The organism is Pseudomonas fluorescens (assembly GCF_004683905.1).
In the GTDB taxonomy this organism is placed as follows: Bacteria; Pseudomonadota; Gammaproteobacteria; order Pseudomonadales; family Pseudomonadaceae; genus Aquipseudomonas; species Aquipseudomonas putida_A.
Window position 1 is genome coordinate 4,598,543 of the sequence record NZ_CP038438.1, and the last position, 22,160, is coordinate 4,620,702.

Consider the following 22,160-nt stretch of genomic DNA (forward strand, 5'->3'; position numbering starts at 1 on the left):
CCGAGAAGTCACAAAGCGCGCCGAGAGTAGCAGCTTTGCCGAGGGCCGACTAGAGCCAAAAGCGGCCTCCATGGTCACTTTAGTGACTCAAGACTTTCCAGCAGTCATTTTAGAGCAAAAATCCTATACACCCCTGAAAGCCCCGGTTTTCCGGGCCTTCCCCCCCAAAAAGCATCGCGGGCAAGCCCGCTCTCACAAGGTTGATGGAGATCCCTGTGGGAGCGTGGCTTGCCCGCGATCCGCGCAACGCGCGGCCATTCACCGATCAGGCGATATCGCGCAACTCCCGCCGCAGAATCTTGCCGACCGGCGTCATCGGCAACGACTCACGCAGTACGATGTGTTTCGGCACTTTGTAAGCGGTGAAATTCTCTTTGCAGTACGCCTTCAGTTCCTCGAGGCTGATCCCGGTTTCCCGCGCCACCACAAACAGTTTCACCGCCTCGCCCGAACGCTCGTCCGGCACGCCGATCACCGCGCAGTTGGCGACTTTCGGGTGGGCCATGACCACATCTTCGATCTCGTTGGGGTACACGTTGAAACCGGAGACGATGATCATGTCCTTCTTGCGGTCGACGATGCGTACGAAGCCGTCCGGGTCGATCACCGCGATATCACCGGACTTGAACCAGCCCTCGGCATCCAGCACTTCGGCGGTGGCTTCGGGTTTGTGCCAGTAGCCTTTCATGATCTGCGGGCCTTTGATGCACAGCTCGCCACGCTCGCCCATCGGCTGCTCGACACCCTCGTCATCGATGACTTTCAGCAGCGTACCCGGCACCGGCAGACCGACCGTGCCCAGGCGCGACTTGTCGCCATACGGGTTGGTGCAGGCCACCGGCGACGTTTCCGTGAGGCCGTAACCTTCGGTGATGCGGCAACCGGTGATCTGCTCCCAGCGCTCGGCGGTGGCCTTGACCAGCGCGGTACCGCCGGAGTTGGTCAGCTTGAGGCTGGAGAAATCCAGGGTCTTGAAGTCCGGGTGCTCCATCAGCGCGACGAACAACGTATTCAGTCCGAGCAACGCCGAGAAGCGCCAGTTCTTCAGCTCCTTGATGAAGCCTGCGATGTCGCGCGGATTGGTGATCAGCACGTTGTGGTTGCCCGATACCATCATGCACATGCAATTCGCGGTGAAGGCATAGATGTGGTACAGCGGCAGTGGCGCCACCATCACCTCCTGCCCTTCGCGCAGCAGCGGCTGACCGTCAGGCCCCAATTGCGCAAGACACGCGCGCACCTGCTGCATGTTCGCCACAAGGTTGCCGTGGGTCAGCATCGCGCCCTTGGCCAGGCCGGTGGTGCCGCCGGTGTATTGCAACACGGCGATGTCGTCGAGACCGACTTTCAACGGCTTGATCCCCAGACCACGGCCCAGGCGCAGCGCACTCTTGAACGAAATCGCCTGCGGCAGCGAATAGTCCGGGACCATTTTCTTCACTTTGCTGACCACGGTGTTGATCAGCCAGCCCTTGGCGGTGGGCATCATGTCGCCCATCTTCGCTTCGATCAGGTATTGGATGTCAGTGTCCGGCAGCACTTCCTGAACCTTCTGCCCGAACATGTTCAGGTACACCAACGCGCGGGCACCGGAATCCTTGAACTGGTGGCGCATCTCGCGCGCGGTGTACAGCGGGTTGGTGTTGACCACGATCAGCCCGGCGCGCAAGGCACCGAACACGGCAATCGGATATTGCAGCACGTTGGGCATCTGCACCGCGATGCGATCCCCCGGCACCAGATCGGTGTGGGCTTGCAGGTAACCGGCGAACGCCGCGCTGTAGCGCTCGAGTTCAGCGTAGGTCAGGGTCACGCCCATATTGCTGAAGGCCGGACGGTCCGCGAATTTCTTGCAGGAACGCTCAAACACCTCGATCACCGACTTGAACTCGCCCATGTCGATGTCCAGTGGTACGCCGGCGGGGCGTTTGTCATTCCAGAAATCAGGTTGCATTGTTCTTGTCCTCTTTACCTGAATCGATCCGGGAGCCGCTTTTCTGTGGTTTCGCGCTGATCCCTGAGGGCACAAAGCAAAAAGCGGAGCTTCACGGACACTAGCAGTTATGGCCATTGAGGCAAATATGGGCGATGGCGACATTGATCGTATGAATCTTCCTGCCGTGGCGTGAGCTGATCGGACGCGCTATACAATGCTACGACTGCGGGCCGATACCGCTCGATAAAAAAGGAATTGCCATGATCCACCGAGGCTTTTGGCTGGACGCGAGTGACCGCAGCCGCCTGTTCGTCAACCAGTGGTTGCCTGCCGCGCCCTTGAAAGCGCTGATCCTGCTGGCCCACGGCATGGCCGAACACAGCGCCCGCTACGAGCGGCTGGCGAATGCGTTCTGTGCTCAAGGCTATGGTGTGTACGCCCCGGATCTGCGCGGCCATGGCAAAACCGCCGAACACGGGACGCTCGGGCATTTCGCCGATGACGACGGCTGGTGCAAGGTGATCGGCGATCTGGCCAGCCTCAATCAGCACATCGGCCAGCAGCATCCCGACGTGCCAATCATCCTGCTCGGGCACAGCATGGGCAGCTACCTCGCTCAGGGTTACCTGCTGCATCACAGCGCCAGCCTGCATGGGGCGATTCTCAGCGGTTCGAACTTCCAGCCGGTGGCGCTTTACGGCGCGGCGCGACAAATCGCCCGTTTCGAAAAACTGCGCCAGGGCGGCAAGGGCCGCAGTGCGCTGATCGAGTGGTTGTCGTTCGGCTCGTTCAACAAAAAATTCAAACCGGCGCGCACGCCGTTCGACTGGCTGAGCCGCGACCCGGTCGAGGTCGATCTGTATGCCAACGACCCGTTGTGTGGCTTCCGCTGCACCAATCAATTGTGGATCGACTTGCTCGGCGGCTTGCAGCAGATCAGCAAAGCGTCCAATCTCGCCCAGATCGACCCGGGCCTGCCGCTGCTGGTGATCGGCGGTGAATGTGATCCGGTGAGCGAAGGCAAGCGTCTGACAGATCTGGCCGAAGCGTTGCGCTCGGCCGGCAGCCAGAACCTGCAACTGAAGATCTACCCGCAGGCGCGGCACGAATTGTTCAACGAAACCAATCGCGACGAAGTGATTGCCGATGTGCTGACCTGGATCGACCAGGCGCTGAGCCATCGCCGCCCCCATCGCAGCGAATAATTTTTTGTGGATTCACTTTAATCCGTCACAGGAATCAAGACCGATGACCCAGGTTACCAACATCCCTTACGAAGCCCTCGAAGTCGGCCAGACCGCCAGCTACAGCAAGACTGTCGAAGAGCGCGACATTCAGCTGTTCGCCGCGATGTCGGGCGACCACAACCCGGTGCACCTGGATGCCGAGTTCGCCGCCGCCAGCATGTTCAAGGAACGCATCGCCCACGGCATGTTCAGCGGTGCACTGATCAGCGCGGCCGTAGCGTGCGAGCTGCCTGGGCCGGGCACTATCTACATCGGTCAGCAGATGAGTTTTCAGAAGCCGGTGAAGATCGGCGATACCCTGACCGTGCGCCTGGAAATCCTTGAGAAGCTGCCGAAGTTTCGCGTGCGCATCGCCACTCGCGTGTTCAACCAACGTGATGAGCTGGTGGTGGATGGCGAGGCCGAAATTCTGGCGCCGCGCAAGCAGCAGACCGTGACCTTGCCGACGTTGCCGGCGATCAGCATCGGCTGATCATCAGGTACACAAAAAACAAAAGTGGGAGCGGGCTTGCTCGCGAAGGGGTCGTGTCAGCAACAGCATCGTTGCATGACACACCGCTTCGCGAGCAAGCCCGCTCCCACAGTTTTTTAGCGTGGCTTACGAACGAGCGCGAGCCTGGTTACGCAGGGCTTTCACCTGGTCGTGATTGCGTTGTACGCCGTGGTACTGACGCTCAACCAGGTCACGAATGCCGACCAGGCCGTGCTTGTTGATTTTCTCGATGGCTTCACGGTAAGCCTTCAGGGCGTGGTCTTCACCGCGCTCGGCCTCGTTCAGCACAGCCTCTTCGTCCTTGCCGGTGAACATGGCTTTGACGTCAACCCAACGACGGTGCAGGTCACCGCTGACGCTGGTAGAGGTTTCCGGATCACCGCCCAGTTTACGCACTTCAGCCTGCAGTTCAGCGGCGGCAGTCGCGCAATCGGCAGAACGGGTCACGAACAGGGTTTTGAGTTCTGGATGCTTGATGTCTTCAGCGCAAGTCTTGAACCCTTCCTGTCCGTCCTTGCAGGTTTCGATCAGGTCGTTGAGTACAGAGATCGCTTCTTTATTCATGTCAGTCATTTTTCAATTCCTTGCGGTTGGTTGAAGATGCAAGGGTTATTGCAGTGTGCGTGCCAGTTTTTCATTCAAAAATAAATCGTTATTTTTCAATAAGTTAAAGATATTTGAACTATCTGTATCACGGTTATTTGCATGATCTGTCATTTGGCCTGCATGCAGAATGCCTGTATTTTCCTGACTGATTGAATCCAGATGATCGCCACTGATGAATCCTGAAAAACTTGAACTGCTGATCACCCGTGAAATGCCCTTCGGCAAGTACAAGGGCCGGATCATTGCCGACCTGCCGGGGCCTTACCTCAACTGGTTCGCCCGCGAGGGTTTTCCTCACGGCGAACTCGGCGGACTGCTGGCGCTGATGCAGGAAATCGACCATAACGGCCTGTCGGATCTGCTCGAACCACTACGCGCCAAACACGGCAAACCTGCCCCGCGCCACTGAAGCGCCCTCCTCCCTAGAGCCTCGACCATGCCTGACAACACCCGCCGCGCCCGTGACGAAGCATTCTGGCAAACCTTCGCCGATCGTTACGAAGCGCAAACCGGCCCGCTGAACCTGGAGAACGGTTACTTCGGGCGCATGTCGCGCACAGTGATCGAGGACTATCAGCGCAATATCGAGCTGATCAACACCAGCAACTCGGTGTACGTGCGCCAGCGTTTCGAACAGCACGACAGCCTGGAGATCCGTGCGCAACTGGCCGAGACCATCGGTGTGCGCGCGCAGAGCGTGGCTTTCACGCGCAACGCCAGTGATGCGCTGCAATCGCTGATCCGCAATTACAATCGCCTGCTTCCGGGCGATCAGGTGCTGATCAGCGACCTGGAATACGACACGGTCAAAGGTGCCATGCGCTGGCTGTCACGCCATCGCGGCGTCGACGTGATCGAGATCAACCACACTCACCCGGCCAGTTTCGACAGCCTGCTGGACAGTTACCGCGAAGCCTTCATCCGCTATCCGAAACTCAAACTGATGGCCCTGACCCATGTTACCCACCGCACCGGTCTGGTGATGCCGGTGCAGGCCATCGCCGAACTGGCGAAACAGCATGGCGTGGACATCATCCTCGACGGCGCTCACGCCCTTGGCCAGATCGAGTTCAATCTGGAAGCGATGGGCATCGCCTTCGCCGGTTTTAACCTGCACAAGTGGATTGGCGCGCCATTGACCCTGGGCTTTCTGTACATCGCCCCGCAGCGCCTGGCCGACATCGATCCGGACATGGGCGAAATGCACTTTCCGGCCACCGACATACGCGCCCGCACGCCGTACAGCACGCCGAACATTCCGGCGCTGATGTCACTGCCGTTGGCACTCGAGGAGCACCGTTCGCTCGGCGGCGCTGCGGCCAAAAGCGCCCGGCTCAATTACCTGCGCAACCTGTGGGTGAGTGCCGTGCGGCACCTGCCGGGGATCGAGGTGATGACCCCGGACGATCCGCGCCTGTATTGCGGAATCACCTCGATGCGTTTCACTCGCCACGCCGATCAACAGGCAATGGTCGAGCGCCTGCTCAACGAGTACAACCTGTTCACCGTGGTACGCAACGGCGCAGCGAGCGGGCCGAGCATTCGCATCACGCCGGGGCTGACCACCACGGCGGCTGACATGCAGTTGTTGACCCGTGCACTCAACGAACTGCGTTGATCGGTTCACACGGTGTACTTGTCGAAGTCCTCGGGTTTGATCTGCGACGAGGCGGCAAAGGTGTCGATGCCGATGGTCAGGTGGCCGAAAAAGCCGTCCTCGTGAGAGTCGCGGCCGATCGGCCACACGGTCAGGGTCGAATCTTCGCCGCGCATGTTGCTGTAGTAGCTGTCATCGGCATTGTTCAAGGGTGTCGAGGCTCGCCCGCGATAGTCACGGGCATTGAGCACCGCGCGTGACACCACTTCGGGGAAATACAGCTGACCGACCCAGGCCACGTTGCGCTCCTCCAGATATTCACTGCCGCTGACCATGCGCACCGCCACATGAATGTGCAGCGCCCGACCGGCATAGAACCCCGGATAGATGGTGGTGAAGCGCACCCGCCCCTGCTGATCGCAGAACTGGCTGCCACGCAGATAGGTGTCATCGTCGGTGCGCGGCACCGAGCCGATGGCATCGGAGTCGACCTCCAGATCCGGATTGATCCGGCTCCACCCCGAATAGGCGCCTCGTGCATTGCAGTGCCAGATGTCCACCAGTGCCCCGCTTACCGGCTGGCCGGTCATCGCGTCGACGATGCTCAGGCGCAGCAGCAAGGGTAGCCCTTCGGCGCCTTCGCTGATGTTGCGCCGCAGCAATTTGGGATTGCGAAAGTACGGCCCGGCGATCTGCTCGGGGGCCAACTGATAGATCGATGGTGACGGTGCTGTTGAAGTGTCTCGTTCCATGACGCGTTCTCTTTTCCATAAGATGAACGCAGATTAACGGCGCACGAGCCCCGCGGTGCGGTAACTATGTGTCGCGCCGTTTCCATGAGTATTTTTGCCGGGCAAAAAAAAACGGTGCACCGACCAAGCGCACCGTAAAGCCGTAGAACACACAACGAAGTGTCAGGTAAAACGTTTAGTCCAGCAGCGCCAGGGCCTCGGCGGTGCATTCCTGAATGCGCGCCCAGTCGCCGTTCTTGATCCATTCGGGATCGAGCATCCAGCTACCGCCCACGCACATGACGTTTTTCAGCGCCATGTAGCTCTTGATGTTGGCCGGGCCGACGCCACCGGTCGGGCAGAATTTCACTTCGCCGAACGGGCCGCCGAGGGCCTTGATCGCTGCCACGCCACCGCTGACTTCCGCCGGGAACAGCTTGAAGCGGCGATAGCCCAGGCCATAGCCTTCCATGATGCCGGAGGCATTGCTGATGCCCGGCAGCAGCGGAATCGGGCTGTCGACGCTGGCTTCGAGCAGGTCACGGGTGATGCCCGGGGTGACGATGAATTGCGAACCCGCCGCTTCCGCCGCCGCGAGCATGTTGCGATCGAGCACGGTGCCGGCACCGGTCACCAGTTCCGGACGCTGCTCACGCAGGATCTGGATCGCCTTGAGACCGAACTGCGAACGTAGGGTCACTTCCAGCGCGGTCAGGCCACCGGCGGCCAGAGCGTCGGCCAGTGGCAGCACGTCCTGTTCACGGGCGATGGTGATCACTGGCAGGATCCGCGCCTTGGCGCAGAGGCTGTCGATCAGGGCAACTTTGTCCGCCATGGAAACGGTCGGGGATGGATTTTTCATAGCGGCTGATCCTTGGCTCATGGGCACCAGTAAATCTCTAACGTAGGTTGCAGAAACGCGCGCACCGGCATGGCCGCGACGTCGTCGGATGCCAGTGCGGCATTCAGAGTGGTCAGTTTCGACTGACCGGAAATCGACAGAATCTTGTGCTTCGCCGAAGCCAGCAGCGCGCGGCTCATGGTCAGGCGTTGACGCGGCACACTCGGCGCCAGCATCGGCCAGCAGCGACGGCTGCCGTCAGTCTGCAAGGCTTCAGTCAGGTTCGGGCTGTCGGGGAACAGCGACGCGGTGTGACCGTCATCGCCCATGCCCAGCACCAGCACGTCGATCGGCGGCAATTCCGCGAGCAGACGGTCGGCCTGTTCCGCAGCCTGCTCGACGTTGGCCGCCGCGCTGTAGAGGCTGAGGAACTGCGCCTTGGCGGCCGGGCCTTTGAGCAGATACTGCTTGAGCAGGCCGGCGTTGCTGTCGGCGTGTTCGACCGGTACCCAGCGTTCGTCGGCGAGGGTCACGACGACCTTCGACCATTCCAGCTCCTGCTTGGCCAGGTGCTGAAAAAACGCCACCGGGCTGCGACCGCCTGAGACCACCAGCACCGCGTTGCCGCGTGCAGCGATGGCATCGCTCAACTGCTTGGCGACGTTCAGCGCCAGACCTTCGGCCAACAGCACCGGGCTCTTGAATTCGTGGGCATTCACGCCCGCGGGCAGTTTCACATCAGATATCGCCATACCACGACCTCCCGTCCCGCGTGATCAGTGCAATCGAGCTCATCGGCCCCCACGACCCGGCCGCATACGGCTTGGGCGCGTCACCGGACTTCTTCCAGCCGGCGATCAACTGGTCACACCACTTCCACGCGGCTTCGATTTCATCTTTACGGACAAACAGGTTCTGATTGCCGTTCATCACTTCCAGCAACAACCGCTCGTAGGCATCGGGGATCCGCGCGCTGCGCCAGGTGTCGGAGAAATTCAGTTGCAGCGGCCCGCTGCGCAGTTGCATGCCCTTGTCCAGACCCTGCTCCTTGGTCATCACCCGCAAGGAAATGCCTTCGTCCGGTTGCAGACGGATGATCAGTTTGTTGCTGATCTGCAGGCGCTGTTCCGGCGCGAAAATGTAGTGCGACGGTTCCTTGAAGTGGATGACGATCTGCGACAGTTTCTGCGGCATGCGCTTGCCGGTGCGCAGGTAGAACGGCACACCGGCCCAACGCCAGTTGCGGATGTCGGCACGCAGGGCGACGAAGGTTTCGGTGTCGCTCTGGGTGTTGGAATTCGGCTCTTCGAGGTAGCCCGGCACGGACTTGCCTTCGCTGTGCCCGGCGATGTACTGGCCGCGCACCACCTGAGTGGTCAGGCCTTCCGGGCTGATCGGTGCCAGCGCCTTGAGCACTTTTACCTTTTCGTCACGGATGCTGTCGGCGGACAGGTCGGCCGGCGGGTCCATGGCGATCAGGCACAGCAGCTGCAGCAGATGGTTCTGGATCATGTCGCGCAGCTGGCCGGCCTTGTCGAAGTAGCCCCAACGGCCCTCGATACCGACCTTCTCGGCCACGGTGATTTCCACGTGGGAGATGTAATTCTGGTTCCACTGGGTTTCGAACAGACTGTTGGCGAAACGCAGGGCGATCAGGTTCTGGACGGTCTCTTTGCCCAGGTAGTGGTCGATGCGGTAGGTGCGGTTCTCCGGGAAGAACTGGGCCACGGCGTCATTCACCTTGCGCGAGGATTCCAGATCGGAGCCGATCGGCTTTTCCAGGACCACACGGGTGTTTTCTGCCAGACCGACTTTCGCCAGGTTCTCGCAGATCGCGCCGTACACCGCTGCCGGTGTGGCGAAGTAGGCAATCATGCGTTGCGCGCTGCCGGTCGCTTCGGCCAGCGCCACATAGTCTTCAGCCTTGAGGAAGTCGACGTGCAGGTAGCTCAGGCGCGCCAGAAAGCGCTCGGCCACGGCCTCGTCCAGCTCTTTGCCGACGTAACGGCGCAATTCGGCGGCGATGAACGCCAGGTGCTGCTGCTCGGAACCGGGTTCACGGGCCAGCGCGATGATGCGCGTGTCTTCGTGCAACAGGTCGGCGCCATCGAGGTGATAAAGGGCAGGAAACAGCTTGCGCAGGGCCAGATCGCCCAGAGCGCCGAACAAGGCAAAGGTGCACGGTTCAACCGTAATCGAAGGCATGATGTTTGTTCTTTTATCAAGTTAAGCTACAAATACCTTTTTTCAAGGCATCACTCAAGGGAAAATGTAGTAATAACCACAACATTTTCGCAAAATACAGATTCCGAGTGGTGGTCGGTCGGAGCCACCAGTAGGATAGGCCACCGTTACGGGCCATATCAAAGGCCCAATTTGCATAGCCCGGCGCACCTTTGCGCAGGTGAATTAGGAATTCCATATGGACCGCGTGCGAAATTTACTGGAACAGATCCAGAGTCGCCTTGAAGAGCTGAACAAGGCCGAACGCAAAGTCGCCGAGGTGATCCTGCTCAACCCGCAGCAGGCCACCCGCTTCAGCATCGCCGCCCTCGCCCAGGCCGCATCGGTGAGCGAGCCGACGGTCAACCGCTTCTGCCGTTCGTTCGGTGTCAGCGGCTACCCTGAACTCAAGCTGCAACTGGCGCAAAGCCTGGCCAGTGGCGCGGCGTATGTCAGCCGCGCGGTGGAGGCCGATGACAATCCCGAGGCGTACACGCAGAAGATTTTCGGCAGCGCCATCGCCTCGCTGGACAGCGCTTGCCAGGCGCTCGATCCGAACCTGATCAGCCGCGCCGTCGACCTGTTGATTCAGGCCCGGCAGATCCACTTCTTCGGTCTCGGTGCTTCGGCCCCGGTGGCGCTGGATGCGCAACACAAATTCTTCCGTTTCAACCTCGCCGTCACCGCCCATGCCGATGTGCTGATGCAGCGAATGATTGCCTCGGTGGCGCACACCGGTGAGCTGTTCGTGATCATTTCCTACACCGGCCGCACCCGCGAACTGGTGGAAGTGGCGCGCATCGCCCGGGAGAACGGCGCTTCGGTGCTGGGTCTGACCGCCGAGAATTCACCGCTGGCCAAGGCCAGCACCCTGAGCCTGAACATTCCGCTGCCGGAAGACACCGACATCTATATGCCGATGACTTCGCGGATCATTCAGTTGACGGTGCTGGATGTGCTGGCGACCGGCATGACGCTGCGTCGCGGGGTGGACTTCCAGCCGCATCTGCGCAAGATCAAAGAGAGCTTGAATGCGAGCCGGTATCCGGTGGGTGACGAGTTCAACTGAGTCATTGAAAGCTTAAAAGCCAACCCTCACCCCAGCCCTCTCCCCGAGGGACAGGGAGCTGACCGAGGTGTCTTGCGCTATACATCGACCTGAAATATCCAGTCGATTATGGATTCAGCACCGCTCTTTCATTTCGGCGTAATTCTTCAGCATCCCCCGATCGGTCCCCTCTCCCTCCGGGAGAGGGCTAGGGTGAGGGTAGCGGTGAACTTGACGCACTCAAGCCGCCGCCCACGCCTGCAAACTCAAATGCGCCTTCTCCCCCGGCGCCAGATGCAGGCTGTCGGTACCGCCCGCCGCCGCTTCGACACAGACAAACTCCGTCACTTCATCCCAGCTCACGCCCAACAGGGGGCGCGAGCCAGGATGCCAGACCACGGTATCGCCGCTATCACCGGTATCGATGCACAACTCGCGCTGCCAAGCGTGATCCTTGAGCTGTAATTCGCCGTCGTGCTGGAACACCCGCTGACAACCGCCATCGACGCGCAACTCGCCTTCCTGCTGACAGGACTGGCGGCTCAACTGGTCATAACCCTGCACGCCTTCGAGCCCAGACAGCGCTATCTCACCGACATCGCCAATACGCCAGTAAGCGTGCAAAGCCTGGCTCAACTGGCACGGCATGTCGTCCTGATGCTCGGTGCTCAGGCGTAATTCCATGCGTTCACCGAGGTGCGCATGCAGGTCAACCTGCCAATCGCACAACTGCAATTGCCAATGCAGTCGCACGCCATCTTCGGCGCTGCTGCTGTCGAGCAACTTCCAGTCGAGCAGTCGTGCCCAGCCATGGGATGGCCAGGCATTTTCGCTCGGATGGCGGCCATACCACGGCCAGCACACCGGCACGCCGCCACGAATGGCGCCAACGTGCGGCCACTTCGCCGCACACCACAACCACGGTTTCTGCCCGCGCGGCTGAAAGTGCAGCAACTGCGCGCCCTGCCGACTGAACACCGCCTGACACAGCGGATGGTCGATCACCAGCACATCGCGCATCTGATAGCGCTCCCAGGCAAACACCGGTCGTTCGCGCAGGGATTTGAAGAAGCGTTGCAGCGGATGCTCATGCATTGGCCACGGTCCTGAAAATCATGGGGGTACTCAATTACCTTTGTGCCCAGTGAGAGTGAACACTGTGGCGAGGGGATTTATCCCCGATGGGTTGCGAAGCAAACCCAAACCTGCAACCGTTTTCCCACTGACATATCGTATGCAATGGGTTCAGGGCCGCTTCGCGCCCCATCGGGGATAAATCCCCTCGCCACAGGTATAACATCGGACGTCTATCGCAAAAAAAAAACGGACAGCCTTGGCTGTCCGCAAATATGCGCACATAGAGAGGAGCTTATCGCAACAGCGTTAGAACGTAGACTGAATTTTCAGACCGGCGACCAATGCGTTGTCCACTTCATCCACACCACCCGGGTGAGTGATGTACTGCAGGTTAGGACGCACCGTCAGCCAGTTGGTGACGTGGAAGCCGTAGTTGATCTCGTAGTTGTATTCGGTTTCACGAATCGGCGAGAACACCGGATTGTCGTAGTCCGAAACACCGTTGGACGCATTCAGGAACTCGGCGTTTTTCTTCACGTCATCGTTGACATGAATACGCGCCGCACCGATACCCACGTCATCTTTAGGACGCGCGTCGAACGGGCCCTTGTAGACAAACATCACCGACTGGTAGTTGTCGATGAAGTTGGTGTCCTTGTCGTGGAAGGTCGCGTTGGCGGCGATGTTCAGACCGCGAGTAGCATCACCGTTGTGGCTGGTGAGTTGCTGCTGCGCGACGAACCAGTAGCCGTGTTTGCTGCTGTGGGTCTTGTACGCGTCGCCAGTGGTTGCAGCGTCGAAGCCGTTGACGTCTTCACGGACGTCATTGGCGTCAGCCGTGCTCTTGTAGTAACCGACGCGGTATTCGCCCGGCAGGCTGTTGACCTTCGGCGACCAGACCAGTTCGACTGGCAGAACAGTCCCTTTGGTGCCGCTGCCGCTGAGCTTGAAGCCGTTGCCGTGTTCCAGTTGCGACGGGTTCTGGTTGTAAGCACCGATCTGCGCGTAGAGCTCGTCGTTGATGTTGTACTTCACGCGAATCGCGGCCTGGCTGACCGGCCAGTTGTACCAGATGTTGGTCGCCCAGTTACCCACTTGCGAACCGCAGAACGCCAGGTTCTGGAAGTCGCACGGGAAGGTGTTGAAGTCTTCGCCTTCACCGAAGTAACCGGCCTTGACGTCCAGCTTGTTGTCGAAGAACTGGTGCTGAATCCACAACTGGGTCAGACGCACCATGTGGCCACGACCGTAGACTTCCTGCGAAGACGACAGAGTGCCGGCACGCGGATCGCCAACGCGGTCGTTGGAGATGTTTTGCCCGTTACGGTTGGTCAGCTGGATCTTGGCCTGAGTGTTGTCCCAGCCCCAGAGTTTTTGCAGATCCAGCGCCACGCCCAGACCGAACTGATCGCTGTAGCGACCGGTTTTGTCGTCGTTGTAGCCGCCATGCAGGTTGGCGCCCATTTCCCCAACGTAGTCAGCCTTGATGTCGATACCTTGCTCGATCAGCTTGGTCCGCTCGCCACCCCAGTCACCGGTCATCCATTTCGAGTCGGAGCTGAAGGCATCCGCCGCCATGGCGTTACCGGCCAGCACCAATGCCGCCGCAGCTGACACTTGGCAGATCAACCGGGCATTGACGTGTTTCTTTTTCATCCCTACATCCTCGTCTTTATTGTTATTAACTGTTTTTTTCCAACGCGGTTTACATAAATTGCGATGCTCGACAGGCCGAACACCACTTTTCCCCTGTGGGAGCGGGCTTGCTCGCGAAGGCGTCATGTCAGTCGCCATGTGTGCTGCCTGACACTCCGTTTTCGCGAGCAAGCCCGCTCCCACATTTTTGATCTTCAGCGCCCCTTGAACTGGGCGACGTTGGCGCCGTGCGCTTCGGTCTTCGGTTGCCCCGCAGTCCCCAGACGCTCGCCAGTCTTGGCATCGAACAACAACACTTTCGACGGATCGAATTGCAGGGTCAGGGTCTCGCCCACCTGCGGTGCCACGTCCGGCGCCAGGCGGCAGCAGACCTTGGTCTCATTCAGGTTGACGAACACCAGCGTGTCCGGACCGGTCGGCTCGGTGACCTGCACTTCCGCCTTGATGCTCGGCAGACCATTGCCCTCGCCGTTCGCCAGAACAATCTGTTCCGGGCGCAGGCCGAGGATCACTTCGCGATCTTCCAGCCCTGCATCCTGCATGCTCATCGGCAACTCGCAACGCGCCTGACCGCTGTCGAGCAGCGCCAGCAGACGACCGTCCTTGCGTTGCAGACGCAGCGGAATGAAGTTCATCGGCGGCGAACCGATGAAGCTTGCGACAAACAGGTTGGCCGGATCGTTGTAGATCTCTTTCGGCGTGCCGAACTGCTGAATGATCCCGTCCTTCATCACCGCCACTTTGTCGCCCAGGGTCATCGCTTCGATCTGGTCGTGGGTCACGTAGACCGTGGTGGTTTTCAGGCGCTGGTGCATCAGTTTCATTTCGGTACGCATCTCGACGCGCAGCTTGGCGTCGAGGTTGGACAGCGGTTCGTCGAACAGATAGATCTTCGGCCGACGCGCCAGTGCACGGCCCATCGCCACACGCTGTTGCTGACCACCGGAGAGCTGACCCGGCTTGCGGTTGAGCAAGTGTTCGATCTGCAGCAGCTTGGCCACGCGCGCGACTTCTTCGTCGATCGCCGACTGGCTCATCTTGCGGATCTTCAGACCGAACTCGATGTTCTCGCGCACGCTCATGGTCGGGTACAGCGCGTAGGACTGGAACACCATGGCGATGTCGCGATCCTTCGGGCTCATGCCGCTGACGTCCTGATCGCCGATCATGATCGCGCCACCGGTGATGGTCTCGAGGCCGGCGATGCAGTTCATCAGGGTCGATTTGCCGCAGCCCGACGGGCCGACCAGGATCAGGAACTCACCGTCCTTGATCGACAGATCGATGTTCTTCAGGGTGTCCGGCAGGCCGGCACCGTAGGTCTTGTTGACGTTGCGAAGTTCGAGCGTTGCCATGATTACCCCTTGACTGCGCCGGCCGTCAGCCCGCGCACGAAATACTTGCCTGCGACCACATAGACCAGCAGGGTCGGCAGGCCGGCGATCATCGCCGCTGCCATATCAACGTTGTATTCCTTGGCGCCGGTGCTGGTGTTGACCAGGTTGTTCAACGCCACCGTGATCGGTTGCGAATCACCGCTGGAGAACACCACACCGAACAGGAAGTCGTTCCAGATCTGGGTGAACTGCCAGATCAGGCAAACCATGATGATCGGGGTCGACATCGGCAGAATGATCTGCCGGAAGATCGTGAAGAAACCCGCGCCATCCAGCCGTGCAGCCTTGATCAGCGCATCGGGAATGCTCACGTAGTAGTTACGGAAAAACAGCGTGGTAAACGCCAGACCATAGACCACGTGCACGAATACCAGTCCGGTGGTGGTGCTCGCCAGGCCCATCTTGCCGAGGGTGAACGAGGCCGGCAGCAGTACGGTCTGGAACGGCAGGAAGCAGCCGAACAGCAGCAGGCCGAAGAACAGCTGCGAACCACGGAAACGCCAGAACGACAGCACGTAACCGTTCAGCGCGCCGATGGCGGTGGAAATGACCACGGCCGGCACGGTGATCTTGATCGAGTTCCAGAAGTAACCGTCAACCGTGGCCCAGGCCTTGACCCAGCCGATGCCGCTGACCACGGTCGGCCAACTGAGCAGGTTGCCGGTGCTGATGTCTTCCGGGGTCTTGAAACTGGTCAGCAGCATCACCACCAGCGGAATCAGGTACAGCAGGACCGCGAGGATCAGCACCGCGTAGATCGCGACGCGACTCAGGCTGAAAGCGGGTTTGGCAGCGAGACTAGTCATTACGCTTGGTCCTCAGCTCGGAGTACAGGTAAGGCACGATGATCGCGAGAATCGCACCGAGCATCAGAATCGCACTGGCCGAGCCCATGCCCATCTGGCCGCGACTGAAGGTGAAGGAGTACATGAACATCGCCGGCAGGTCGGAGGAATAACCCGGGCCACCCGCCGTCATCGCCGCGACCAGGTCGAAGCTCTTGATCGCGATGTGCGCCAGAATCATCACCGCACTGAAGAACACCGGACGCAGGCTTGGCAGCACGACTTTCCAGTAGATGGTCGGCATGCTCGCGCCATCGATCTGCGCGGCACGAATGATCGACTGATCGACCCCACGCAGGCCGGCAAGGAACATTGCCATGATGAAGCCCGAGGCTTGCCACACAGCAGCGATCACCAGGCAGTACACCACGCGATCCGGGTCGATCAGCCAGTCCAGACGGAAGCCTTCCCAGCCCCAGTCACGCAATAATTTGTCCAGGCCCATGCCCGGGTTGAGCAGCCATTTCCACGCGGTACCGGTGACGATCATCGAGAGTGCCATCGGGTACAGGTAAATGGTGCGGATAAAGCCTTCGCGACGGATGCGCTGGTCGAGGAACACTGCCAGCAGCACACCGATCACCAGGGTGATGCCGATGAACATGCCACCGAACACTGCAAGGTTCTTGCTCGCCACCCACCAGCGATCGTTGTCGAACAGCCGCGCGTATTGCGCCAGGCCGGCCCACTTGTAGTTGGGCAGGAACGTCGAGGTGGTGAACGACAGCACGAACGTCCACAGGATGTAGCCATAGAAGCCCACCAGCACGATGAACATGCTCGGCGCCAGCACCAGTTTCGGTAGCCAGCGCTGCAGTGCATCGAACGGCGAGGCTTTGCTGAACACAGCAACAGAACTCATGGGGAAATCCAGTACGAGGGTAGAAAATTCACACGCTTTCCCCTTGTGGGAGCGAGCTCTGTGGCGAGGGGATTTATCCCCGATCGGCTGCGAAGCAGTCGCAAAACCTTTGCACGCGGTCTTTCTGGTACTCCACCGCTGCAACTTTCTGGGGCCGCTGCGCGACCCATCGGGGCGGTGCGACGTTTCGCTAAATCCCCTCACCACAAAGCCCGCTCCCACAAAGAGGGGCCTACGCTACTGAGGGTTATTTGGCCGACTGAACCGCCGCGCCCAGTTTCTTGGCCGCATCGGCCGGGTCGGCTTTCGGGTCGTTGATGTAGTTGGTCACGACATCAAAGAACGCGCCCTGCACCGCCAGCGTGGTCGCCATGTTGTGCGCCATGCTCGGCTGCAGGCCACCGGACTTGGCGTCTGCCAGGAAGTCCTTGGCAGCGGTCTGCGCGCAAGAGTCGAAACCGAGTTTGTCCATGTTGTTCAACATGTCGTTACGTACCGGGATCGAGCCTTTGTTGATGCTGAAGACTTTCTGGAAGTTTTCACCCAGCACGACTTTGGCGATGTCCTGCTGACCGGCCGCAGTGCCTTTGTCTTTCTGCTTGAACACCGCGAGGGAGTCGATGTTGTAGGTGAATGCCTTGTCGGTGCCAGGGAACGCTACGCACTCGTAGTCCTTGCCGGCGACTTTCTTGGCGGCGGTCCATTCGGACTTGGCCCAGTCACCCATGATCTGCATGCCGGCCTTGCCGTTGATGACCTTGGCCGCTTCCAGGTTCCAGTCCTGACCCTTGCCGTCCTGGTCCATGTAGGTCGCGACTTTCTTCAGCTCGGTCAGCGCCTTGACCATTTCCGGACCGGTCAGCGCTTTGTTGTCCAGATCGACCAGGGCTTTTTTGTAGCCATCAACGCCCATGACCGAGAGCACCACGGCTTCGAACACGGTGCTGTCCTGCCAAGGCTGACCGCCGTGGGCCAGCGGGATGAAGCCCGCAGCCTTGAGCTTGTCGCCGGCGGCGTAGAATTCTTCGAGGGTGGTCGGGTTCTTGGTGATGCCGGCCTTTTTGAAGACTTCCGGGTTGATCCACAGCCAGTTCACCCGGTGAATGTTCACCGGTACGGCCACGTAATCACCGTCGTACTTCACGGTATCGGAGACTTTCTTGTCGAGCAGGCTGTCCCACTTCTCTTCTTTGGCCACGTCCTTCAGGACGTCGGTGTCGAGCAGACCGGTGGAAGCCCACTCCTGGATGTCCGGGCCCTTGATCTGGGCGACACCCGGCGGGTTACCGGCAACGGCGCGGCTTTTCAGCACGGTCATGGCCGTGGCACCGCCACCGCCGGCGACAGCGCCGTCTTTCCAGGTGAAACCGTCTTTTTCAATTTGCGCCTTGAGCACATCGACAGCGGCTTTTTCGCCACCGGACGTCCACCAGTGCACGACTTCGACCGAACCTTTGGATTCGGCAGCGGAAACACTGAGAGGCAGAATTGCGAGCGGGAACAGGGAGGCGACAGAAATGACAGTAGCGAGGCGAGAAATCGCATTCATCTGAGATGTACCTTTCTTGTTGTTATGCATGCAAGTCTGGTGCTTGCGCTGCACAGGAGTTTAAACAGGGCGATTCCCTTCGCAGGTAACGAAGGGACGCGCAAATGTCACCACATGGTTACACAGGAACAGGCCGGGATATTTGCGCCAGAGCTGTCGCCATACTCGGTGACAAGGGTAGACGAGGGATCAATACCGCCTGCCAGGCATGATACAGATCGGGTTTGCCCGGCCAGATATCGGCGCTCGGACGGTTTTGCGGATCGAGTTCGTGATGCCAGCTGCCGTCGCAGCGATCGATGAAATGGCCTTCACAGAATTCCCAGAACAGCCGGTACCAGGTTTCGTATTGCGCATCACCGGTGCGTTTGAGCAAGGCGCTGGCCGCCGCGCTGGCTTCGGCATGGGTCCAATGCAAGCGATGACGCACCACGGCTTTGTTGTCCCAGTCGAGGGTATAAACGATCCCCGGCGCGCCATCGACGTCCCAGCCGTTTCGGCAATTCTGCTCGAAGAGTTTTTGCGCGTCGGTCGCCAGCCAGCCGGGCGTGAGCATCCCGGCCTGGACCCGCGCCGCTTCCAGATGCAACAGCAGCCGCGCCCACTCGAAACCGTGACCCGGCGTGGTGCCGTAAGGGCGGAAGCCATCGGCGGGATTGTCGTGGTTGTACTCGCGCAGCGGTTGCCAGTCGCGGTCGAAATGCTCAATGACCATGTAGCCGTTGGCGGCGGCGTGACCGTGGATCACCCGCTCGACGATGCGCTGCGCACGTACCAGCCAGCGCGGATCTTCAGTGACATCGGCCAGCGCGAGGAACGCTTCGGTGGCGTGCATGTTGCTGTTGGCGCCGCGATAGGCCTCTTCTTCGCGCCAGTCGCGATTGAAGAATTCGCGCATGGCGCCCTCTTCTTCGCTCCAGAAATAGGTGTCGATGATGTCGATCGCGTCATCCAGCAGCGCCTGGGCGCCGGGACGCTGCGCGACCACCGCCGAGCTGGCCGCGAGCGCGACAAAGGCATGCAGATAGGCGTTCTTGCCGGTGTTGCCATCGCGGTGTTCAGCGACCGCAAACCAGCCGCCGTGCAGCGCATCCCGCAACGGGCCGCGCAGGGCCGCGATGCCGTGATCGACCAGTTCGGCAAACCCCGGCAGCCCCTGAATATGGGCCATGGCGAAACTATGGGTCATGCGCGCGGTGTTCATGGTTTCGGCTTGCGCATGCGCCGGCAGATGGCCGCGTTCGTCGAGGTTGCCGAAACCTTCGGGCAGTTTTGCCGCTCTGGCGAATGCCAGCAGGCGCAGACCTTCGTCGGCGAGCCATTGCTGGTGGGCAGGGGCATTCAGCCAACTGCTGAAGCCGGGTTGGAAGAGATCCATGGGGGGCCTTTTTTGTTGTTATGACTGCGGGGAGTCTAAACAACGGGTCGGGGTGGGCTTGTAACGAAGGGGGCGGGGTTTGTCACCAGGCTGTGACAAAGAGCAACCCCTCACCCCAGCCCTCTCCCAGAGGTAGAGGGGGCCGACCGAGGGGTATTGAAGAGTTACGCCGACCTGAAAGTTTTTCAGCGAATCCATAATCGACACGGTGTTTCAGGTCGATGTATGACGCAAGACAACTCGGTCAGTCCCCTCTCCCTCCGGGAGAGGGCTAGGGTGAGGGGCTCTTTTGATCTAATCCGCCGAACGCGGCAACTGCAGGGTCACGCGCAACCCGCCCTCACGCAAATTCTGCAACGTCACCTCACCGCCATGGCTGTGAGCAATGTTGCGCGCAATGCCCAAACCGAGACCATAACCCTGCTGCTGGCCGGCCAAGCGAAAGTGCGGCTCGAACACCTGCTCCAGCCGCTGCTCCGGTACGCCCGGGCCTTCGTCGTCGACGTGCAGGACGAACGCGCGCTCATCGTCGTCGATGTGCAGATGCGCGTTCTGCCCATACTTCAGCGCATTGTCGATCAGGTTGCCGATGCAGCGTTTCAACGCCAGAGGTTTGCCTGGATACGCCGCCAGCGCCTTGCCCTGCTGGGTCACGCGGCCATTGCCGTTGGGCGCCAGGTAAGGCTCCACCAGACAATCGAGCACATGATTGAGGTCGACCGGTTCGATGTTCTCGTGGATGTCGGTGTCTTTCACGCACTGCAGCGCGCCTTTGACCAACAACTCCAGTTCATCCAGATCGCGACCGAACTTGGCTTGCAGCTGCTCGTCTTCAAGCAGTTCGACGCGCAAGCGCAGACGGGTGATCGGCGTGCGCAGGTCATGGGAAATCGCGCTGAACAACTGGCTGCGTTCGGTCAGGTAGCGGCTGATACGCTCGCGCATGGTATTGAACGCACGGCCCACTTCCACCACTTCGCTGCCGCCGCCCTCGGCCACCGGCTCGACATCGGCACCCAGCGACAGATCCCGCGCCGCCCGCGCCAGACGCTTGAGCGGCCGGCTCTGCCAGTGCACCAGCAGGCCGATGAACAGCAGCAAAAAGCCGCTGGTAAGGACGATGAACCACACCTGCTGTGCCGGCAGGCCTTGCTCTTCGAGACTGGTGTAGGGTTCGGGCAGCAACGAGGCGATGTACAGCCATTCGCCCGGCGCCATTTGAATCTGCGTGACCAGCACCGGCGGATTCACCGGTTCCAGCGTCAGTGCGTAATGCGCCCACGAGCGCGGCAGCTCATCGAGTTTCAGCCCGGCATTGAAGATCCGCAGATCCTCGGGGCTGACGAAGGTTACCGAGATATCGGTATCGTGGCCCAGCGACTGGCGCAACACTTCGTCCACCGCTTGAATCACCGCAGCCTTGCGCGGGGTGATCGGCAGCACGTCCATACCCAGCGGCTTGTCGTTGAGCGTCACCACAAAACGGGTGCCGCCCATGCTGCGCAACTGGTCGAGTACCAGCGGCCGGTACGCCACCGGCAACGAGCGGAAATAGCTGACGCTGGCGGTCATCGAATGGGCCAGGCTGCGGGCGCTGGTGACCAGGCCTTCGAGCTGGGTGGCGCGCAGTTGCGAGACCCAGATCACGCTCGACAACGTCTGCGCAAACAACACCGCCAACAAGGTCAGCAGCAGCATCCGCCCAAGCAGCGAACGCGGCACCGGCACCTTGCTGGCGAGCCGGCGCAGCGACTCAGTGAGCATTGCCGGCAACCACATTGGCTGCCAGTTGGTAGCCGCTGCCGCGCACGGTGCGGATCAGTCGTGGCGGTTTTTCTGTATCGCGCAGACGTTGGCGCAAGCGGCTGACGGCCATGTCGACAATCCGGTCGAGCGGCATCAGGTCACGGCCACGGGTGGCGTTGCCGATGGTGTCGCGGTCGAGAATTTCCTGCGGATGATCGAGAAACAACTTCAGCAGCGCAAAGTCGGCACCGGAGAGAATCACCTCTTCGCCGTCGGTGTGGAACAGCCGATGACTGACCATGTCCAGCCGCCACTCGTCGAAAGCCAGCACATCGCTGCCGCTGCGTTCCTGACCGAACTGCGCGCGACGCAGCAGCGCCTTGATTCGGGCTTGCAGCTCGCGGGGGCTGAAAGGTTTGCCGAGGTAGTCATCAGCGCCGAGCTCCAGCCCGATCACGCGGTCGGCTTCGTCGGAACTGGCGGTCAGCATGATGATCGGCACCTGCGCCTGGCGCGGATGCTGGCGCACCCAGCGGCACAGGCTGAAACCGTCTTCATCGGGCAGCATCACATCGAGGATCACCAGATCGCTCGGCGCCTCGTTGAGTGCCTGGCGGAAACTGGCGCCATCGGCGGTGGCCCGCACCTGAAACCCGGCGCGGGTCAGGTAGGTTTCCAGCAACTCGCGTATTTCCTGGTCGTCATCGACCAACAATATCGACTTGTTGACTGAGCTCACTTCGAAGGCATCCTTGTTGTTGGAATTGGGGCGGATTATGCCTTAAGCATCGAACTTGCAAACACCACAGAACCACTGTGGGAACAAACCTGTGGTGAGGGGATTTATCCCCGATGGGTTGCGCAGCGACCCTGGAAAAGCAGGGCCTGCTTCGCAGGCCATCGGGGATGAATCCCCTCGCCACAAAGG

Annotated in this window: 20 protein-coding genes; 5 read left to right on the plus strand and 15 right to left on the minus strand. The window is 60.3% G+C overall.

All coding sequences use genetic code 11. The features are described from left to right. Window positions 1-265: 265 nt before the first annotated feature. The gene (fadD2, locus tag E4T63_RS21240; protein WP_135296404.1) at window positions 266-1,954 is read right to left on the minus strand and encodes a long-chain-fatty-acid--CoA ligase FadD2; all 1,689 of its coding nucleotides are present in this window, start codon (window positions 1,952-1,954) and stop codon (window positions 266-268) included. 242 nt (window positions 1,955-2,196) lie between these two features. Between fadD2 and E4T63_RS21245 the strand changes: the two genes are divergently transcribed. Continuing rightward, a complete protein-coding gene (locus E4T63_RS21245) occupies window positions 2,197-3,141 on the plus strand; it encodes an alpha/beta hydrolase (protein WP_027612571.1) in 945 nt (314 codons plus the stop codon). Window positions 3,142-3,184: 43 nt separating this feature from the next. Continuing rightward, window positions 3,185-3,655 (plus strand): MaoC family dehydratase, encoded by a 471-nt coding sequence (locus E4T63_RS21250; RefSeq protein ID WP_003227420.1) that lies wholly within the window; start codon window positions 3,185-3,187, stop codon window positions 3,653-3,655. A gap of 126 nt (window positions 3,656-3,781) precedes the next feature. On the opposite strand, the gene E4T63_RS21255 is transcribed toward E4T63_RS21250, so the two are convergent. Then, window positions 3,782-4,249 (minus strand): ferritin-like domain-containing protein, encoded by a 468-nt coding sequence (locus E4T63_RS21255; RefSeq protein ID WP_003227422.1) that lies wholly within the window; start codon window positions 4,247-4,249, stop codon window positions 3,782-3,784. A 205-nt stretch (window positions 4,250-4,454) separates the two neighbouring features. On the opposite strand from E4T63_RS21255, the gene E4T63_RS21260 reads away from it, so the two are divergent. Further along, window positions 4,455-4,691 carry a DUF3820 family protein gene (locus E4T63_RS21260; protein WP_003227425.1) on the plus strand — a complete coding sequence of 79 codons (237 nt, stop codon included), beginning with the start codon at window positions 4,455-4,457 and terminating at the stop codon, window positions 4,689-4,691. Between the two features lie 27 nt (window positions 4,692-4,718). Then, window positions 4,719-5,900, plus strand: a complete 1,182-nt coding sequence (locus E4T63_RS21265) for an aminotransferase class V-fold PLP-dependent enzyme (RefSeq protein WP_135296405.1) — start codon at window positions 4,719-4,721, stop codon at window positions 5,898-5,900. Window positions 5,901-5,905: 5 nt separating this feature from the next. Here the strand turns inward: E4T63_RS21265 and E4T63_RS21270 are convergent, their stop codons facing one another. From E4T63_RS21270 to zwf, 4 genes are all read right to left on the minus strand, one after another. Further along, complete coding sequence (locus tag E4T63_RS21270) at window positions 5,906-6,631, minus strand: intradiol ring-cleavage dioxygenase (RefSeq protein ID WP_098965238.1); 726 nt, start codon at window positions 6,629-6,631, stop codon at window positions 5,906-5,908. 175 nt (window positions 6,632-6,806) lie between these two features. Continuing rightward, a complete protein-coding gene (locus E4T63_RS21275; RefSeq protein ID WP_003227433.1) occupies window positions 6,807-7,472 on the minus strand; it encodes a bifunctional 4-hydroxy-2-oxoglutarate aldolase/2-dehydro-3-deoxy-phosphogluconate aldolase in 666 nt (221 codons plus the stop codon). A gap of 17 nt (window positions 7,473-7,489) precedes the next feature. Further along, window positions 7,490-8,203: a 6-phosphogluconolactonase gene (gene pgl / locus E4T63_RS21280; RefSeq protein WP_135296406.1), complete on the minus strand. Its 714-nt coding sequence runs from the start codon at window positions 8,201-8,203 to the stop codon at window positions 7,490-7,492. After that, complete coding sequence (gene zwf / locus E4T63_RS21285) at window positions 8,190-9,656, minus strand: glucose-6-phosphate dehydrogenase (RefSeq protein WP_135296407.1); 1,467 nt, start codon at window positions 9,654-9,656, stop codon at window positions 8,190-8,192. The genes pgl and zwf overlap by 14 nt, the downstream gene beginning before the upstream one ends. A 226-nt stretch (window positions 9,657-9,882) precedes the next feature. On the opposite strand from zwf, the gene E4T63_RS21290 reads away from it, so the two are divergent. Continuing rightward, complete coding sequence (locus tag E4T63_RS21290) at window positions 9,883-10,743, plus strand: MurR/RpiR family transcriptional regulator (RefSeq protein ID WP_169842436.1); 861 nt, start codon at window positions 9,883-9,885, stop codon at window positions 10,741-10,743. Between the two features lie 219 nt (window positions 10,744-10,962). Here the strand turns inward: E4T63_RS21290 and E4T63_RS21295 are convergent, their stop codons facing one another. The 9 genes from E4T63_RS21295 to E4T63_RS21335 all read right to left on the minus strand — a co-directional run bounded on the left by E4T63_RS21295 (window position 10,963) and on the right by E4T63_RS21335 (window position 21,971). Beyond that, window positions 10,963-11,817 (minus strand): D-hexose-6-phosphate mutarotase, encoded by an 855-nt coding sequence (locus E4T63_RS21295; protein WP_135296408.1) that lies wholly within the window; start codon window positions 11,815-11,817, stop codon window positions 10,963-10,965. A 288-nt stretch (window positions 11,818-12,105) separates the two neighbouring features. Next, window positions 12,106-13,455, minus strand: coding sequence for a carbohydrate porin (locus tag E4T63_RS21300; RefSeq protein WP_096795066.1), 1,350 nt, complete (start codon window positions 13,453-13,455; stop codon window positions 12,106-12,108). A 194-nt stretch (window positions 13,456-13,649) separates the two neighbouring features. Continuing rightward, complete coding sequence (locus E4T63_RS21305; RefSeq protein WP_135296409.1) at window positions 13,650-14,810, minus strand: ABC transporter ATP-binding protein; 1,161 nt, start codon at window positions 14,808-14,810, stop codon at window positions 13,650-13,652. Window positions 14,811-14,812: 2 nt separating this feature from the next. Then, a complete protein-coding gene (locus E4T63_RS21310; RefSeq protein WP_007969317.1) occupies window positions 14,813-15,658 on the minus strand; it encodes a carbohydrate ABC transporter permease in 846 nt (281 codons plus the stop codon). Next, complete coding sequence (locus E4T63_RS21315; RefSeq protein WP_007917874.1) at window positions 15,651-16,559, minus strand: carbohydrate ABC transporter permease; 909 nt, start codon at window positions 16,557-16,559, stop codon at window positions 15,651-15,653. Before E4T63_RS21315 ends, E4T63_RS21310 begins: the two co-directional genes overlap by 8 nt. 247 nt (window positions 16,560-16,806) lie before the next feature. Further along, complete coding sequence (locus E4T63_RS21320; protein ID WP_135296410.1) at window positions 16,807-18,108, minus strand: ABC transporter substrate-binding protein; 1,302 nt, start codon at window positions 18,106-18,108, stop codon at window positions 16,807-16,809. Between the two features lie 118 nt (window positions 18,109-18,226). Continuing rightward, entirely contained in the window at window positions 18,227-19,486 is a 1,260-nt protein-coding gene (locus E4T63_RS21325; RefSeq protein ID WP_135296411.1) for an AGE family epimerase/isomerase, read from the minus strand. 294 nt (window positions 19,487-19,780) lie between these two features. Then, window positions 19,781-21,250, minus strand: a complete 1,470-nt coding sequence (locus E4T63_RS21330; protein WP_098965246.1) for an ATP-binding protein — start codon at window positions 21,248-21,250, stop codon at window positions 19,781-19,783. Next, complete coding sequence (locus tag E4T63_RS21335; protein WP_007917879.1) at window positions 21,240-21,971, minus strand: response regulator; 732 nt, start codon at window positions 21,969-21,971, stop codon at window positions 21,240-21,242. The genes E4T63_RS21330 and E4T63_RS21335 overlap by 11 nt, the downstream gene beginning before the upstream one ends. Window positions 21,972-22,160: the final 189 nt, after the last annotated feature.